Here is a 17,332-nt window from a genome sequence, read left to right as displayed (position 1 = left end):
GCTACTTTGGATACGATAACGGCGAGTGAAATCACTATAAATAGTAGATTAAGTGAGCCTGACACCGTATCCGATGGTAGTGAATCGACTATATCAAACCAATGAGAAAATTATGGCGCACAAAAAGAAGAACGTCCGCAAAAAACTTTGCCCCGTCTGCGAGCGCGAATTTAGTTGGACTAAGAAGCTAGATAAAAACTGGGAGAGCATGGTTTATTGCTCAGACCAATGCCGACGGGTGAAAAAGTATGAAGGGCTGGATCATCAAAAAGAAGATAAATAGGCAGTAATAATTAACCATAGATATTAGATATACGGCACAAGGGGGCAGCTCATGGCACATAAAAAAATAAACTTACCGCAAAAAACTTGCCCCGTTTGCCAGCGCCCATTTACGTGGCGTAAGAAGTGGGAGAAAGACTGGGAACAGGTGATTTATTGTTCTGAGCGGTGTCGGCGGGGGAAGGTGAATATTAATAATCTTGAATCAAAATGAGCCTGATTCTGATAACATGATATCATTTAAAGTTACATGTTTTTAAGTGAGTGCTTGATGAAAAAAATGACTTTTATTGACCTGTTCGCTGGTGCTGGCGGGTTGTCAGAAGGTTTTGTGAAAGCAGGGTTTGAGCCAATTGCCCATGTTGAAATGGATGCTCATGCTTGTAAAACACTTGAAACTAGAAATTACTATTATGCTTTGAAAAGTGCTAATAAATTACAGGTATATTACGACTATTTATTGGGTAATATTTCGCACGAAGACTTATCTGAAAGTGTACCGAATAAACTTGATAATGTTATCAATGCGTCGATTGGTGAGGATAATACAAATATATTCAATCGTATTGATGAGTTGTGCCAAGGCAGAGAGATTGATCTGATTATTGGTGGCCCTCCTTGCCAAGCCTATTCTGTCGTCGGTCGGCATCGTATCAACAAGCTTGAAGAGGATGATCCAAGAAATTTGCTGTATAAGCAGTATGGTCTTTTTCTTGAAAAATATAGTCCAAAAGTATTTGTTTTTGAAAATGTTTTAGGTTTGTTAAGTGCAGACAATGGAAGCTATTTTTGCGATATAAAAGAGTATTTTAAAACGTTAGGTTATGAGCTAGATTCAAGAGTATTAAATACATCTGATTATGGTGTACTTCAAAACCGCAAGCGTGTAATTATTATTGGCTGGAAGAAAGGTAGTGATTTTTCTTATCCTGATCTTGTAGCAGAATCTAATCCATATACTGTAGCCAACATCCTAGAAGATTTAGCTTATCTCCAGCCGGGCGATAAAAACAATATCACTAAGTATGCTAAAAATACTAATGAATACTTGGAAAAATCAGAAATACGTAGTGATATGAATTTTGTCACTCAGCATGTGGCAAGACCGCATAATGATAGAGATTTAGAGATATATAAAATAGCTATTGATAAGTGGTTAAATAACAGAGAAAGACTTAAATATGGTGATTTACCAGAACAACTAAAAACACATAAAAATCAGAATTCATTTATAGACCGTTTTAAGGTAGTTGATATAAATAGCTATAGTCATACCGTGCTTGCGCATATTGCTAAAGATGGTCATTACTATATATATCCTAGTGCAGAGCAAGTGCGATCATTGTCAGTAAGGGAAGCAGCTCGTATTCAGTCTTTTCCTGATGATTATTATTTTGAAGGTGGCAGGAGCGCCGCTTTTAAACAGATTGGTAATGCTGTACCGCCATTGATGGCTTTAAAAATAGCTGAAGAAATAAAGGGAAGTTTATGACAAAAGCAAAGTTAAAAGCTAGAAGCCATATTTTATCACTATTAGGTGATGAGTTAATTGGTAGTGATGCCTTAGCAGTTTTTGAACTGGTTAAAAACTCATACGATGCAGATGCTACAAATGTTGATATTATTTTTGAAGGTATTGGCACTGATAATCAGAGGTTAACTATAAGAGATAATGGTCACGGTATGACCAGTAAAGTAATTGACAAGGTTTGGTTGACGCTAGGGACTGACTTCAAAAGAGGGTCAAATCGCAAGGTAAGTAACAAAGGTCGGATATCTCTTGGCAATAAAGGCGTTGGACGTCTTGCAGTGCATAAAATAGCCTCAAACATAGACTTGAAAACTAAAGTATTAGATTCAAATATAGTTCATCATCTTTCTTTTAACTGGCAAAATTTAATAGATAGTGAAGAGTACATACAAAATATTGAAGTTGAACTGAATTCTTATGAAGACAATAAAGAAGAGTTTTCAGATGGGCAAGGTACAGAGATAATTCTGACAGACTTTAAAGATAAGAAATGGAATAAAACTAAAATTCGTGATTTTTACCGTAAGGTTAGTTCTATTAAATCCCCTTTTGAAATTACTGAAAATAACGAGGATGAGTTTAACGTCTCAATTGATTTAGGTGATAAAAATGACTGGATAGCAGATATTCACGGACCTAAAGCAATACTAAAAAAAGCGGTTTATAAGTTTAACTTTGTCTTAGAAAAATCCAGTGATAAAGATATAGATGTAGCAAAATTTTCATGGAGATACGTTTTTAATGAACAAAATGTTGCTGATTCAAAATTTAGTAATAGAACTGTTATTAAAAATGAAGATACATTAGATGTTAAAGATTTACTAAACGAATACTATGATGATTCTGAAAAAGACAGTAAAAGAAAATTAACAAATGCTGATCTCGATGGTATTGGTAAAGTTCAGGGTGAATTCTATGTATATAATTTAAATGGTAATATTGTCAGTTTATTTTTTCAAAATGAAAAAACAGCTATTAAACAATTTATTAAAGATAATTATGGCGTAAGAATATATAGAGATGGAGTGAGAGTTTTTAACTATGGCGAAGTAGGTGACGATTGGCTAGGTTTGGATTATCAAAAAATTCAAAGAGCTGGTGACCACTTTTCTCGAAAGGTTACTATCGGTGCAATCAATTTACCACTTGGTGACACCAACGAGACTTTAATAGAGAAAACAAATAGAGAAGGTTTTACAGAAAATAAATACTTCGACATACTTAAGATAACTATATTAGAAGTTTTTAGAAAGTTTGAAAGAGAGGCAGGTAGCGATAGAGATCTGATACAGGAATATGTAGATGGGTTTAAGCCTGTTAAGAAAGCTGGACTGTCAGAAACTATTGACGAACTTAAAGATAAGTTAAAGGATAAAGGTATAGAAAAAGAGTTTGAGCCACTTGTCGGAAGAATCGAGCAAGACTATATTGTTATGAGAGATGTTATGGTTCAATCGGGAATGTCTGGCTTAAATCTAAGTATTGTGTTTCATGAAGTAGATAGAGAGTTACGTGATATTGAGAAAAGATTAGAATATACAGACTCTAAATCGGAAATTGACGATGTCAGGATAAAGGTAAAAAGTCTAGTAAGTGTAATTGATACCTTCACACCTCTTTTGAAATCAACAAAAGAAAAAGATTTCAAGGTTTCCGATTCAATCAAAAGAGCTTATCAAATCTATGAACGTCGATTTAGTTCACACAACGTCTTATTCTCATCCCCTATTCTTACGGAGGAAGTGAGTGATTTTCAAATTAGGGGTAAAAGCAATCTAATATTGTCAGCTATAAATAATATTATTGATAATTCTATCTATTTTCTAGGTTATAACGATAAGAATACTCAAAAAGCAATTCATATTACGACTGATGTTGATAATTTTAATGGTAATGCTTTGATAATAACTGATAATGGTCCAGGTTTCAGTTTGGATAGTGAAGTAGTAATACAGCCGTTTGTAACTTCTAAAGATAATAGTATGGGAATTGGTTTGTATTTATCAAATATTGTACTTGAGTCAATGGGTGGACAGTTACTAATATTAGATAGTTCTGACTATGACATTCCAAAAATTTACAATGGTGCTTGTATTGCATTAGTTTTTCCAAAGAAATAGGGCTGTATTATGAAACTGGATTCCTTTAAAAATATTTTAATTGTTGATGATGAGCAGGGTGAAATAGATGATTTAGCTTATATTTTTAAAAATGATATGAGTTGTGAAGTTTTAACTTATTTGTATGAACAAGATGAGCTGAATCATAAAAAGCACGAAAATATCAGGATTGTTTTTTTTGATGTAAATATTACTGCAACAGCCATTGATACAAATTCTATAGAGGATATAAACTGGAGAACTAACTCTTCTTTAAGGAAAGTCTTTAATGATTTGGCTCAAGCTATTATCGATGTAATACATAGTAAAAATACTCCGTATGCCTTAATTTTTTGGACAAAGCATATCGAAGTTGTGGACGAATTCAAGAAATATATCCTCGAAAGAGAAGTTAGTCTTCCTAATCCAGTTCATATTTCAGGTCTTGATAAAGTGAAGTTTAAAAACGAATCTGATAAAAAGTCTATGGTTGAAAGTGTAATAAAAAATACTATATTTTATAACTTAATGACGTTCGAAAAAATACTACAAGATGAAGTCCAAAACTTTATGTTTAATATTTTGGATATTGCTAATGAAGATAGCATGAGTGTTTGGGATGAGGATAGTTATCATGTTAATCTACAGCTTTTCTTACGTACTATAGCTAGTACCCATGCTGGTTTTAATCGTGCAAAAGCCCATCCATCAAAAAGCTTAACTGAAGCTTTGGTCCCTATAATTATCGATAAATTTGTTAAAAGTGCTAGTAGAGAGAATGTTTGGGATGAATTGCTAGATTTTAGTAATGTAAATAAAAGAGATTGTCATTTTACTGAAAATAACAATTTACCTAAATTAAATAGCTTATTTCATATAGATGAACACCCAAAGTCATTCGATACAAGAGGAGCTGTTTTTAGGGTAGAGGATCCTAAAGCTTTTTTTAAGGAAAAATTCAACTACAATAACCAAAAAAGAGTTATTGCAGAAACTATAATTGACTTTCCCAGTGCTTCTCGTGGAGAGGTTCAATTTATACTAATAGAAGTAAGTTCTGCTTGTGACTATTCACAAGACAAGGTTCGGTTTAATAAATATATAGTTGGTCTCAAGATTCCAAAAGAATGCTACGATTTATACATGGATAGCTTGCAAGTGCATTGCAATGTTTTGAAGCAATCTGTATTGGATTTAAAATCAAGTTTCTTCGATGAAGTAAATAACGAATATTTTAATATATTTTTGAATAAAAATTTTGTATTAACACTTAACCATAATGAATTAGATGAAAATAACATAAAGCATTTATTTAATTTTAAGAAAGAAATGATGGATTATATCGGAAATACTTATGCAAATCATGTCTCAAGAATAGGTACTTCTTTGTTTTAAAAAAACTCACCTAAAAATAGGTGAGTTTAATAATATTACAAACTCTTAGCCTTACAAATTCGGATTCAACCATTTCTCAGCAGTCTTCATATCCCAGCCTTTACGCTCAGCATAACTTTCTAACTGGTCACGGCTGATTTTACCGACATTGAAATACTCACTATCAGGATGTGAGTAATAGAATCCGCTGACAGATGACGCAGGCCACATCGCATAGCTTTCGGTCAACGTCGTACCGATCGCATCTACCGTACCCAGCCAATCAAACAATTTGCCTTTTTCGGTATGCTCAGGGCAAGCAGGATAGCCAGGTGCAGGGCGGATACCCACGTATTTCTCTTTGATCATCTCATCATTGGTGAGTGATTCGGTTGGCTGATAGCCCCAATACTCTTTACGGATGAGCTCATGTAAATGCTCGGCAAAGGCTTCAGCTAAACGGTCAGATAGTGCTTGCACCATGATGGCATTATAATCATCACCTGCCGCTTTATATTGCTCAGCGAGTGTCTCTGTACCGACGATAGAGACGGTAAAGCCGCCCAAGTGATCGGTATGGGTATCCGATGGCGAGATAAAGTCCGCCAAGCTAAAGTTTGGCTTGCCACTGGCTTTGTCGCTTTGCTGACGTAAGTGCTCAAACTCATAGGTCGGTTTGCCGCCATCAGCAGGCGCATTGTCATACACAGTCACGGTATCCGCACCAGTACGGCGGGCAGGCATAAGCTTAAACACCCCTTTGGCCACGAGTGATTTCTCATCGATCATTTTTTGCATCAGCTCATTGGCATTATCAAATAAATCTCGTGCTGCTTCGCCGACCACATCATCTTGCAAGATTTTCGGGTATTTACCTGTCAGACCCCAAGAGATAAAGAACGGTGTCCAATCAATATATGGCAGTAGGTTGGTGATAGGGTAGTCATCCAATATTACTTGGCCTAACTTATTAGGCACTGGTGGTACATAGTTGTCCCAGTCAGATTTAAAGCCAATCTTAATCGACTCAGCATACGATACCTTGGCGGCTTTTGGCTGACGCTTGGCCAGACGCTCACGCACCTTGGCATAATCTTCGCGTGTCTCATCGATCAGCGCTTGACGATGCTCTTTTGACAGTAATTTGGTGACCACACCGACCGAGCGTGAGGCATCTGTGACGTAGATCACGCCATCGTTTTGATATTGTGGCTCCACCTTGACCGCAGTATGCGCTTTAGAAGTCGTTGCACCGCCGATCATGAGTGGTAGCGTCATGCCGCGCTCTTGCATTTGCTTGGCCACGTACACCATTTCATCGAGACTTGGAGTAATCAAGCCAGACAGTCCGATGATATCGACTTTTTCGGCGATAGCGGTATCGAGGATTTTTTCACAAGGTACCATCACACCCAAGTCAATAATATCGTAACCGTTACAACCTAGCACCACGCCCACGATGTTTTTACCGATATCATGCACATCGCCTTTGACCGTCGCCATCAGGATTTTACCTTTGGTTTCGCCTTCGACTTTTTCGGCTTCAATGTACGGGTTCAACCAAGCGACTGATTGCTTCATCACGCGTGCTGATTTGACCACTTGCGGTAGGAACATTTTACCGGCACCGAATAAATCACCGACGATATTCATACCGTCCATGAGTGGGCCTTCGATAACTTCTAGCGGTTTTGGATATTTCTCCCACGCTTCTTTGGTATCTTCTTCGATAAATGTCGTTACGCCTTTTACTAGCGCATGGGCAATACGGGCTTCGACCGTGCCTTCACGCCAGCTCATGTCGATAGTGCTTTCTTTTTTCTTGCCACCGTCTTGATAGTTTTCAGCAGCTGTCATTAGGCGTTCAGTCGCGTCTTGACCTGTTTCGCCTTGGTTGCGGTTGAGCATGACATCTTCGATAGCGTCACGCGCTTCCTTTGGAATATCATCGTATAACTCAAGCATGGCTGGGTTAACGATACCCATGGTCAGGCCATTGGTAATCGCATGAAATAAGAAAACAGAGTTGATGGCTTCACGGATAGGGTTGCCACGGAAACTAAACGACACGTTAGACACGCCGCCCGATACCATGGCGTTTGGCAAGTTATCCGTAATCCACTTAGTGGCGTTGATGAAATCAGCACCGTAGTTGTTGTGCTCAGTGATACCAGTGGCAACCGCAAAAATGTTCGGATCAAAGATAATATCTTCAGAAGGGAAACCGACTTCATTAACCAACACATCATAGCTGCGCTGACAAATCTGGATTTTACGCTCGTAAGTATCGGCTTGACCATCTTCATCAAATGCCATGACGATAACGGCGGCACCATAGCGCATACACAGTTTGGCGCGCTCGACGAACTCAGCATGACCTTCTTTTAAGGAGATAGAGTTGACGACAGATTTACCTTGCGTGCGCTTTAGACCTTCTTCGATGATGTCCCATTTAGAGGAGTCAATCATGAGTGGTACGCGGCTGATGTCTGGCTCGCCTGATACCAAGTTGATGAAGTGAATCATCGCCTGCTTGGAGTCGAGCATGCCCTCATCCATGTTGATATCGACGATTTGCGCGCCGCCTTCTACCTGATCGCGAGCGACATCGAGCGCTTCGGTATAGGCTTCGGTTTTAATCAAGCGCAAAAACTTTTTAGAGCCTGTCACGTTGGTACGTTCACCCACGTTGACGAACAAGCTGTCTGCTGTGATGGTAAATGGCTCAAGTCCAGATAAGCGGCAGGCAGGGGCGATTTCAGGAATCACGCGCGGCGCATAGTTTTTTACCATGTTAGCGATTTGGCGAATATGTTCTGGTGTCGTACCACAACAGCCGCCGACGATGTTTAAGATGCCTGCTTTGGCAAAGCCTTCTAGCAGTGCAGTGGTTTCATCAGCCGTTTCGTCATATTCACCAAACTCATTGGGCAGGCCTGCATTTGGATGCGCTGACACATAAGTATCAGCGATATTAGATAGCGTTTGAATATGTGGACGTAGCGCATCAGCACCAAGCGCACAGTTGAAGCCAACCGATAAGGGTTTGGCATGACGAATTGAGTTGTAAAATGCTTCAGCCGTTTGCCCTGATAAGGTACGACCTGAGGCATCAGTAATCGTACCCGAAATCATAATCGGTAATTCAAAGCCAATATCATCAAACACGCCAGTAATGGCAAAGATTGCTGCTTTTGCATTGAGCGTATCAAAGATTGTCTCGATTAGGATGAGGTCGACACCGCCTTCAATTAAGGCCAATGTCGCTTCACGGTAGTTAAGCACCAATTCATCAAAGGTAATGTTACGAAACGCAGGATCGTTGACATCCGGTGATAGCGAGCAAGTGCGTGAGGTAGGGCCAACCACACCCGCGACGAAACGTGGCTTATCTGGGGTTTTTGCAGTAAAGGCATCGGCAGCTTCGCGCGCCAGTCTAGCTGCTTCTTTGTTTAATTCGGGCACCAAATACTGCATGTCATAGTCGGCCATCGATAGGCGCGTACCATTAAAGCTGTTGGTCTCGATGATATCGGCACCAGCCGCCAAATGATCGTGATGAATCTCTACAATCATTTGTGGTTGTGACAGTACGAGCAAGTCATTGTTACCGCGCACATCTTGGTCTATATCCGCAAAACGCTCACCACGATAATCTGCTTCTTCTAATTTATAGGTTTGAATCTGCGTACCCATCGCCCCGTCTAACATCAAAATTCTTGAGGCCATTTGCTCAGTGATACGGGCACGTGCTGTTAGCTGCTGCTCTTTGTATGGAAACACGGCAGGTGGCGTCAGTATAAAGTCATCAGCAGATTGTGATGAGTGCGAGGTGGCATCAGTGTTTGAAGTCATTGTTTGGGTCATAGGAGCGCTGCTTATATCGTCAATATTATAAAAGGAGGGAATAACAAATAGGGTGTAAATGTATATAAAAGGCGTCGAAAAAGTCGCATTATTTTAGCATGAAAATCACACGGCACGAGGGACAGTACTTATTCCTCTTCGGCAATATCATCAACATATAGTTGATTCAGTTTAAAAGAAGAACAAGGCAACCGAGTGCAGACGTATATGTGATACTTCAAGCAAGGTTAACGTTGTCATTCTTTTATAGAGAAGTGACTATATTGTCTGTTTGTTTAATATCAATATTAGAGTTTATTGCATAAAACAGATAGGCACAAATGAATATCTGTGCACTCACTGATTACATAAAGCTTTGCTTTTGTAAATTAAAGTTAGACATTACTCTCAAAAGTCAGACATTACTCTTAAAAGTAAGACAGAGTTTACAGCGCCGCTACAAAAACAGTGTAAAGGTACCTTGATAAACTTTTTTGAGATGTTAATTTGATTTCAGAAGAACTGGCATTTCGTAAGCAATACTTACTAATAAGTGTGTATTGTTTTTATAAGATATGAATATTTATATCGATGTAATGATCGCCTACGAAATGTAAGTTAATTAGATAACATTACTATCATCCAAAAATTTCTAGTCACTGATATTTAAGACATTGATATCTAAGCTATTAATATTTAAATCACTAATACTTCAGTTACTACTATTTAATCATCAAGGATATAATTATGAAGCTCACTAAAATTGCTGCCATCGGTACACTAGCCCTTTCAGTTGCAGGCCTAAGCGCATGTAATAATATGATGCCAAGTGATGGCGAAAATGCAGCGACGCAAACGCCTACTAGCAGCCAAGCAATGTCAGACATGAATGTAGTACAAATTGCACAGAGCAACGCTGATTTTTCATTGCTAGTTGAAGCCGTACAAGCTGCCGGTATCGCTGAACCATTATCTAATCCTGATGCCAACTTCACGATATTTGCACCAACCAACGAAGCGTTTGCACAAGTGTTGCAAGAAACAGGCATGACCAAAGCGCAACTGTTTGCTAACAAGCCATTGCTAACCAAAATCTTGGGTTACCATGTAATTAATGGTGCGGCGCCAGTATATGCAGCAGATGTGAAGCCAGGAAACATTGCTATGCTTAGCAAAGACACGCTAATGGTGACAGCGAAAGGTCAGCTGCAAGACGAAAACGGTCGTACAGCTAACATCCTAAAAACCGATATTGCTGCTACCAATGGTGTTGTACACGTAATCGATAAAGTGCTATTACCTAAATAACGTACGACTATAAAATAGCTTTAGTTAAGATGTGATAACCGTATACCTATATATGATGAAGCTGGTATGAATACCAGCTTTTATCTGTCATAAGATGGCTGTTTTATTACAAGCGTCCATTTTATTAAAAGCGCTCGTTTCATTAAAGGCATCCGTATCTCTAATATCACGGTGACCGATATACAAGTTAATAATGGTGTCGTACACGTGATTGATACAGTGTTGCTACCTAAGTAAGCATTAATTCAAAATTAATCAGTTAGAATCATAGTTATTGATATAGCAGATTTGATGTGATCGACTCCAACCAATCGGTATCGCTTGCAATAAATAAGTTGTTAACTGTTATATTCATTAACTGAGAGAACTTATTTGTTCATCAAATAACTTAATTGAACATTAATTGATAAGGAAATACCTATGTTGAAGAAGAATCTACTATCTATCGCTGTTGTTACCGCTGCCATGTCACTAGCTGCATGTGCTGACAAAGAAGCCACTACTGATCCAGTAGAACCTGAAGCGACTACTGAAGAAGTTGTGGCAGAGCCAATGGTTGAAACTGACGCAATGGGCGAAACTGATCCTATGGCTGAAACTGATGGCATGGAAGACACGATGGCTACGCAAACCATCGCTGAAATTGCAGCAGGCAACGAAAACTTAACGATTCTAACTGCGGCACTACAAGCAGCTGGTCTTGACACTATGCTAATGGAAGAAACTAAGCATACTGTATTTGCACCAACTGATGATGCATTTGCTCCTGTATTAGAAAAGCTAGGCGTGACCAAAGAAGAGCTATTAGCTAATACTGATTTGCTTAAAAAAGTACTTCCTTATCACGTGTTAGCGATGGAAGTATTGGCTGCTGATATCCCTTATGGTACTGATATCGAAACAGCCAATGGTGCAACTATTTCTATTAGCGAAGACAACGTCATCACTGATGCTACTGGTAACACTGCTAATATCACTGGTACAGATATTATGGCAACGAATGGTGTAGTACACACTATCGATGCAGTATTAATGCCTGAGTAAGCTTCTAATCTATTTGTTTATACTTTATCAATGATATCGAAAAGGCCTAGCTTTTAGCTGGGCTTTTTTGTGCTCAAAGGTTGTCTATCGTCAGTTCATCGTAGCACTGGTATAAGTCTATCATATGAAATTGACAGCTGATTCAACGCAACTATAAGTTCGGACAGCTAATCACAAGTTCTTGTTGTATGGCAGATTGCCTACAGCAAGGACTTGTGATTAGAAAAGTAGGCACTATATGCGTGCGCAGAAGCAAATATAGAGGCATACCATATCTGTATAAGTACATAAGAGAGTAGGTGCGTACCTTATGACTAGCGATATTGTGTATAGCCATATTGCTTCTAACTAGATTCTAGCTGTACTCGTTTTAGATTTGTTCATCGAAACTGCATAAATAAAAAAGCCCAAGACGCTTGTCTTGGGCTTTTTATATAGGTTTAAAGAACCACTACTTTAAAGAGTCTTAGTTAAATGTGCTACTTAAGCTCTTTATTAAGTGGATTTGCAGCCATTCTTTGTTGCTCTTCTGCATGACGCTCTTCCCAATAAGTCGCATTCTTGATACCAAATTTCTTAGGATCAAAAACGAATCTTTTGGCAGTCGTACCGCCACCAGCTTTGAGCTGTGCTTCGTAATCTCGTAAGATATCGATAGCAGGGCGTGCGACAAAGAAGATCACAATGATACCAACGATGTTCAACCAAGCCATCAGGCCAACACCAACGTCGCCAAGTCCCCAGATATATCCAGAGCTGTTTAGTGCGCCGTAAGCAACCATAAACATGATGATAAGCTTAACAACGAACTGACCTGCTTTACTAGCGCCTTTGCCCATAGAGCGGGTAAGGTACGAGATGTTGACTTCGGCGATGTAGTAGTACGCCAAGATAGTTGTAAAGGCAAAGAAGAATACAGCGATGGCAATGAACGTATTACCAAAAGTACCGTAAACTGATTCCATCGCCATTTGGGTGAATGCAGGCGCGTTAATCTCAACATCTGCGGCTACGTTTTGGACCAAGAACTGGCCATCAGGTAACGTGCCTTGAATGTTGTACATGCCTGTAGACAAAATCATGAAGGCAGTCGCAGAACAAACAAGTAAGGTATCCACATAAACTGAGAATGCTTGTACCAAACCCTGCTGTGCGGGATGATCAACTGCAGCAGCTGCGGCAGCGTGAGGACCTGTACCCTGACCAGCTTCGTTTGAGTAAATACCGCGCTTCACACCCCAACCGATAGCAGCACCAAAGCCTGCTTGAGCGGTAAATGCATCACCAACGATTGAACCAAATACGTGAGGGATCATGCTGAAGTTAGAGAACATGATAAGCAAGGCTAAGATAATATAACCAACTGCCATAAATGGTACAGCGTACTCAGTAAAGGTCGCAATACGTTTGATACCACCAAAGATGATGAATCCTAATACTACTAAGATAATACCAAGAGCGATAATACGAGTCGTGCCAGTTTCAATACCCATAAAGTTCATGACAGAACCTTCACCAGCGACTTGAGCCACAGCGTTGATAACGCCGTTCGCCTGTACACCAGGTAAGAAGATACCACAAGAAACGATAGAGGCAATGGCGAATAAAATACCATACCACTTTTGACCAAGCGCACGCTCGAAGTAGTAAGCAGGGCCACCGCGGTATTCACCCGTTACGACGTCACGCTCTTTATAAATCTGACCCAAGGTAGATTCAACATAAGCGGTTGAAGCACCTAAGAAGGCCACAACCCACATCCAGAATACAGCACCTGGACCACCAAACCCAATGGCAGCAGCAACACCAGCGATGTTACCCATACCTACACGACCAGCTAGAGAAACGGCTAGTGCCTGAAATGACGAGATACCATCATTATCAGGTTTACCCTTAAATAGCAGTCTAATCATTTCACCGAATAGGCGGACTTGCACAAAACGCGTTAAGATGGAATAAAATAGACCCGCGCCTAAGCACAGATAGATCAGCGCAGGGCTCCAGATAATTCCATTTGCTAAGTTAACTAAACCTTCCATATTCATATTCCTAGTACTGTCTCAAAGTGGCTCTGTATGCTAGGAGTAAGCTAACTGGTTAACTTACTTATTTAAGTTAAGCAGTTAAATTAGCTACATCGACTCGTGCGTATTATTTGAGTCTCATACGTGTTTAACCATTAAGAGTGGACTGTGGTTTTCTGTTTATCCACGTATATTATTAGCAATATTGACCGTTTATATAGTGCTTGCTATTGACAATATTAATATCAGTGGATAAAACAGGCAGTTATATAATCAAACACTTATCTTAATGATAGTATTCAATTTGCTATGAGTCGTTCCGATTGATTACACTGTTGATATGGCTGATTAAGTTTCGCGAATAAGTATCAGTTAACTACTTAGCCAGTAGTTAACTGATATTTATATAAAAATCAGTAATTCGCTAATACTAATCATACTATAAGTCCACTACCAAATGTATTCAAACCGTACGGCTACGTAACTGCAATTTGCCATATTTTTGTACCAATTACTAGAATTTTCTTTTTATATAAGCATATATATGTATATTTGATGCGTTGAATACAGTGAGGGTTAAGCATATAACATCACATATGTCGCCATTTTGTAAATATTATATTCAGATACAAGGATATATAGATTGATTTATACGTTAGTAGTCTCTCTAATAGCCTAGAAAAGCCTATAGCCAGATGAGGTCAACTCATGGAATCGTTGGCTTTCCGATGGCGTTTACGATGTAATATCGTTTGATAGTCGGCAATAAAAGCAGATGGGTGAAAGCAGGTGGCGGTTGTTTTTTGGTAATCATGAATTGTAAAAGTGCTGTGATAGCATCATCATTGTTAGAATACTTTATAGACGATGATATGACACTTATAAATAGAGATACATAAATAGAGAGATATAAGTAGGGGTATGATGACTGATACGCTAGTGATACCTCTATCAATCTTTATAAAGTGATATCAGTAATATAAAGCTACATAAGCATTCGAAGTCAGTACCCAAAAATTATTAAAAAACGTGTTACTAAGTATTTTGTTATTTATCATTATTAGGAGAAACAACGATGAAGCGTCAATCAATTGTAAAACCCATTATGTTGGCAGCCGTATTAGCGACTTCTACCGTTGGTCTAAGCGGTTGTGGCTATAACAACCTGCAGGCGCAAGATGAGCAAGTGACGGCATCATGGTCAGAAGTGGTCAACCAATACCAACGCCGCTCTGACTTGGTGCCAAACTTGGTCAAAGTGGTTCAGCAGTATGCTGAGCAAGAGCAAGAGGTATTCACTCAGGTGGCAGAAGCTCGCTCACGTGCTGGTGGTATCACAGTGACGCCAGAAGTGCTCAATGATCCAGAAGCGATGGAGCGTTATGCAGCTGCGCAAGAGCAGATGACTGGTGCGCTATCACGTCTAATGGCAGTGTCTGAGCGCTATCCTGAGCTAAAATCAGATGCGCTATTCCAAGATTTGCAGGCGCAGTTAGAAGGCACTGAAAATCGCATTACGGTCGCTCGTAACCGTTATATTCAAGAAGTACAATCGTATAATACGACGGTGCGCCAGTTCCCAACCAATATCACTGCCAAAGTATTTGGTATGGATACCAAGCCAAACTTTAGCGTGGCGAACGAAGAAGCTATTTCAACGGCGCCGACTGTTGATTTTGGTGATGACGATGCAGCGAGTGCTCAATAAAGCGCATTGAATGAAGCTATCGATAGAACAGTATTAGCTGCTCTATTTGTTTAGAGTAGTCTGCCAGATTTATTTTAAAGGTATTGATAAGTATGAATACCTATCAATTTATAGTTAGTCAAAAGTAGGTTGGATACAAAGCAGGCGAGTGAAAGTACTACAGATGGTAGACTGAGCGAGCCTGATGTTATATCCAATTTATATGGAATTGACTATAGTACAGATGTCACTTGAGGTGGTATAGATTAGATGAATCATTCAAAAGCAATCTTATCAGTATTACTGCTCACACTCAGCGTCAGTGGTGTGCCTATGCTACACGCTGCGCCTAACGAAGTTACTGCGACCAATAACACGTCGAGCTTGCAAGATCGTAGTGTCGAAGACTTGGTGGCACTTGCCAAAGCAGGTGAGTCCAATGAAGCCATCAACGATGCTGTATTGGGTAATGATGCTATCAATGATGCAGTCCTTGGCAACGATGCGATTAATCCTAATGCGGCGAACGACGAAGCGACATCAAACTCGCAGCCAACCGCTCAAGCACCAATACAGTCAAGTGCAGAGAGTGTCGATGCTGATAAGCTGATACTGAACTCGCCCGTGGTTGATCAGGCCAATATCTTAAATCCTCAAGAAAAGCTACGTCTAGAGGCACAGCTTAGAAGTATTTATCAGCAAGGTTTTGCCCAAGCCGCAGTGGTAATCGTTCCTACAACGAATGGTGTGCCAATATTTGACTATGCATTAGAAGTGGCTGAAAAATGGCAGCTAGGTGATGAAGCTATTGATGACGGCTTGCTGATGGTGGTCGCTGTCAATGACCGTGATATGTATATCTTGACGGGTTATGGATTAGAGGGTGTATTGCCAGACGCGGCGGTTAGCCGGATTATTCGTGAAGATATCACGCCGTTGTTTAAGCAAAATAACTATGGTGCTGGGATACTGGCAGGTGTCGGGGCATTAAAGGCGCGCCTGACTGCTGATCCTGAGGTATTGGCTCGTGCTGATGCCCAAGCAGCTGAGCGCAGTACACAGCAGGGATCTGACGAAGTACCGTCGCCTATTTTCTTATTTATCATGGCGATGATATTTGGTAGCTTTATTACCAATATTTTTGGTCGTGTGTTTGGCTCTATCTTGACGACGGGTGGCTTCTTTGCTGGTTCACTAGCTTTGGGTGGCGGCTTTTTTATGACCGTGATTATGGCGATATTTTTATGGCTATTTTTGATCTCACGTGGCGGCGGTGGCGGCAAAGGTGGCTCTGGCGGTGGTCGTAAACGTGGTGGCATGATATTCCTGCCTGGCATGGGCGGTGGTAGTAGCGGCGGCTTTGGCGGTGGTGGTTTCGGTGGCGGCGGCTTTGGCGGTGGCGGTGGTGGGTTTGGCGGCGGTGGAGCTGGTGGATCATGGTAGACGCTGGCTAGAACTCTTGATGTGAACAAATACTAAACCCCCATTAGCAATGACGTACTTGAGGAAATAATACAATGGCAGAAAACAACACTTCAAATCCCAGTTTTGCCCGCTGGTGGCGTCAAGTTTTGTTTGTCCCTCTCTTGCATAGTAAGTGGCTGACAGAAGATGCCAAAGCCCGTCTTACAGAAAAGGTAACACAGGCAGAGCGTGGGCATCGTGGTGAGGTGTTTTTGATTGTAGAAAACCATCTACCCATTCAAGATGCTTATCATGTTGGCTGCCGTGCCCGTGCGATTGATTTATTTAGTGAATATCGCGTCTGGGATACTGAAGAAAACACAGGTGTCTTAATCTACGTCAATGTTTGCGAGCATCAGCTAGAGATCGTTGCAGATCGTGGTATTAGCGCTCATGTTAGCCCCACCGTCTGGCGTGCAATGTGCGACAAAGCCGTATCAGGCATTGCCAATCAAAAAACGGAAGGTAGTCTGGCTGAACTACTGGATGAAGTGGGGCAAGTAATGCGCCAGTACTATCATCTTGAGCATGATCCAGCGGGTAACGAGTTGTCTGATACTGTGGTGTTTTTAAAGTAATGTCCATCATTGCATATGATAGCCGTTGTTCTAGATTCCACTGCTTCTCTATAGTTTTGGCGCGAATTGAAATATAATAGCGTTTCTAGAAAGAG

Annotated in this window: 13 protein-coding genes; 11 read left to right on the top strand and 2 right to left on the bottom strand. The window is 40.2% G+C overall.

Annotated elements, in window-relative coordinates; all coding sequences use genetic code 11:
- Positions 1–52: 52 nt before the first annotated feature.
- The 5 genes from I6E61_RS12960 to I6E61_RS12940 are packed head-to-tail and all read left to right on the top strand — an operon-like array spanning position 53 to position 5,307.
- Positions 53–283: a DUF2256 domain-containing protein gene (locus I6E61_RS12960; RefSeq protein WP_320158593.1), complete on the top strand. Its 231-nt coding sequence runs from the start codon at positions 53–55 to the stop codon at positions 281–283.
- 51 nt (positions 284–334) lie between these two features.
- On the top strand, positions 335–496 hold the full coding sequence (locus I6E61_RS12955; protein ID WP_197135129.1) for a DUF2256 domain-containing protein: 162 nt from the start codon (positions 335–337) through the stop codon (positions 494–496).
- 57 nt (positions 497–553) lie between these two features.
- On the top strand, positions 554–1,774 hold the full coding sequence (locus I6E61_RS12950; protein ID WP_265091301.1) for a DNA cytosine methyltransferase: 1,221 nt from the start codon (positions 554–556) through the stop codon (positions 1,772–1,774).
- Positions 1,771–3,933 carry an ATP-binding protein gene (locus I6E61_RS12945; protein WP_197135127.1) on the top strand — a complete coding sequence of 721 codons (2,163 nt, stop codon included), beginning with the start codon at positions 1,771–1,773 and terminating at the stop codon, positions 3,931–3,933. The genes I6E61_RS12950 and I6E61_RS12945 overlap by 4 nt, the downstream gene beginning before the upstream one ends.
- Before the next feature lie 9 nt (positions 3,934–3,942).
- Entirely contained in the window at positions 3,943–5,307 is a 1,365-nt protein-coding gene (locus I6E61_RS12940) for a hypothetical protein (protein WP_197135126.1), read from the top strand.
- A 51-nt stretch (positions 5,308–5,358) separates the two neighbouring features.
- On the opposite strand, the gene metH is transcribed toward I6E61_RS12940, so the two are convergent.
- Entirely contained in the window at positions 5,359–9,153 is a 3,795-nt protein-coding gene (gene metH / locus I6E61_RS12935; protein ID WP_197135125.1) for a methionine synthase, read from the bottom strand.
- 726 nt (positions 9,154–9,879) lie between these two features.
- Between metH and I6E61_RS12930 the strand changes: the two genes are divergently transcribed.
- The 3 genes from I6E61_RS12930 (at position 9,880) to I6E61_RS12920 (ending at position 11,484) form a co-directional block, all read left to right on the top strand.
- Positions 9,880–10,440, top strand: a complete 561-nt coding sequence (locus tag I6E61_RS12930; RefSeq protein WP_197135124.1) for a fasciclin domain-containing protein — start codon at positions 9,880–9,882, stop codon at positions 10,438–10,440.
- A gap of 105 nt (positions 10,441–10,545) precedes the next feature.
- Entirely contained in the window at positions 10,546–10,677 is a 132-nt protein-coding gene (locus tag I6E61_RS14365) for a fasciclin domain-containing protein (protein ID WP_197135158.1), read from the top strand.
- A gap of 183 nt (positions 10,678–10,860) precedes the next feature.
- Positions 10,861–11,484: a fasciclin domain-containing protein gene (locus tag I6E61_RS12920; protein WP_197135123.1), complete on the top strand. Its 624-nt coding sequence runs from the start codon at positions 10,861–10,863 to the stop codon at positions 11,482–11,484.
- 479 nt (positions 11,485–11,963) lie between these two features.
- Here I6E61_RS12920 and I6E61_RS12915 read toward each other — a convergent pair whose 3' ends face one another.
- Complete coding sequence (locus I6E61_RS12915; RefSeq protein WP_197135122.1) at positions 11,964–13,523, bottom strand: sodium:alanine symporter family protein; 1,560 nt, start codon at positions 13,521–13,523, stop codon at positions 11,964–11,966.
- A 1,060-nt stretch (positions 13,524–14,583) separates the two neighbouring features.
- Here I6E61_RS12915 and I6E61_RS12910 point away from each other — a divergent pair.
- The 3 genes from I6E61_RS12910 to I6E61_RS12900 all read left to right on the top strand — a co-directional run bounded on the left by I6E61_RS12910 (position 14,584) and on the right by I6E61_RS12900 (position 17,237).
- A complete protein-coding gene (locus I6E61_RS12910; RefSeq protein ID WP_197135121.1) occupies positions 14,584–15,216 on the top strand; it encodes a LemA family protein in 633 nt (210 codons plus the stop codon).
- A gap of 249 nt (positions 15,217–15,465) precedes the next feature.
- A complete protein-coding gene (locus I6E61_RS12905) occupies positions 15,466–16,638 on the top strand; it encodes a YgcG family protein (protein WP_197135120.1) in 1,173 nt (390 codons plus the stop codon).
- A 74-nt stretch (positions 16,639–16,712) separates the two neighbouring features.
- A complete protein-coding gene (locus tag I6E61_RS12900) occupies positions 16,713–17,237 on the top strand; it encodes a TPM domain-containing protein (protein ID WP_197135119.1) in 525 nt (174 codons plus the stop codon).
- Positions 17,238–17,332 lie beyond the last annotated feature (95 nt).

The sequence above is a fragment of the Psychrobacter sp. NZS113 genome (genome assembly GCF_015864825.1).
Taxonomy (GTDB): Bacteria; Pseudomonadota; Gammaproteobacteria; order Pseudomonadales; family Moraxellaceae; genus Psychrobacter.
This window is presented reverse-complemented; position numbering and strand designations above follow the sequence as displayed.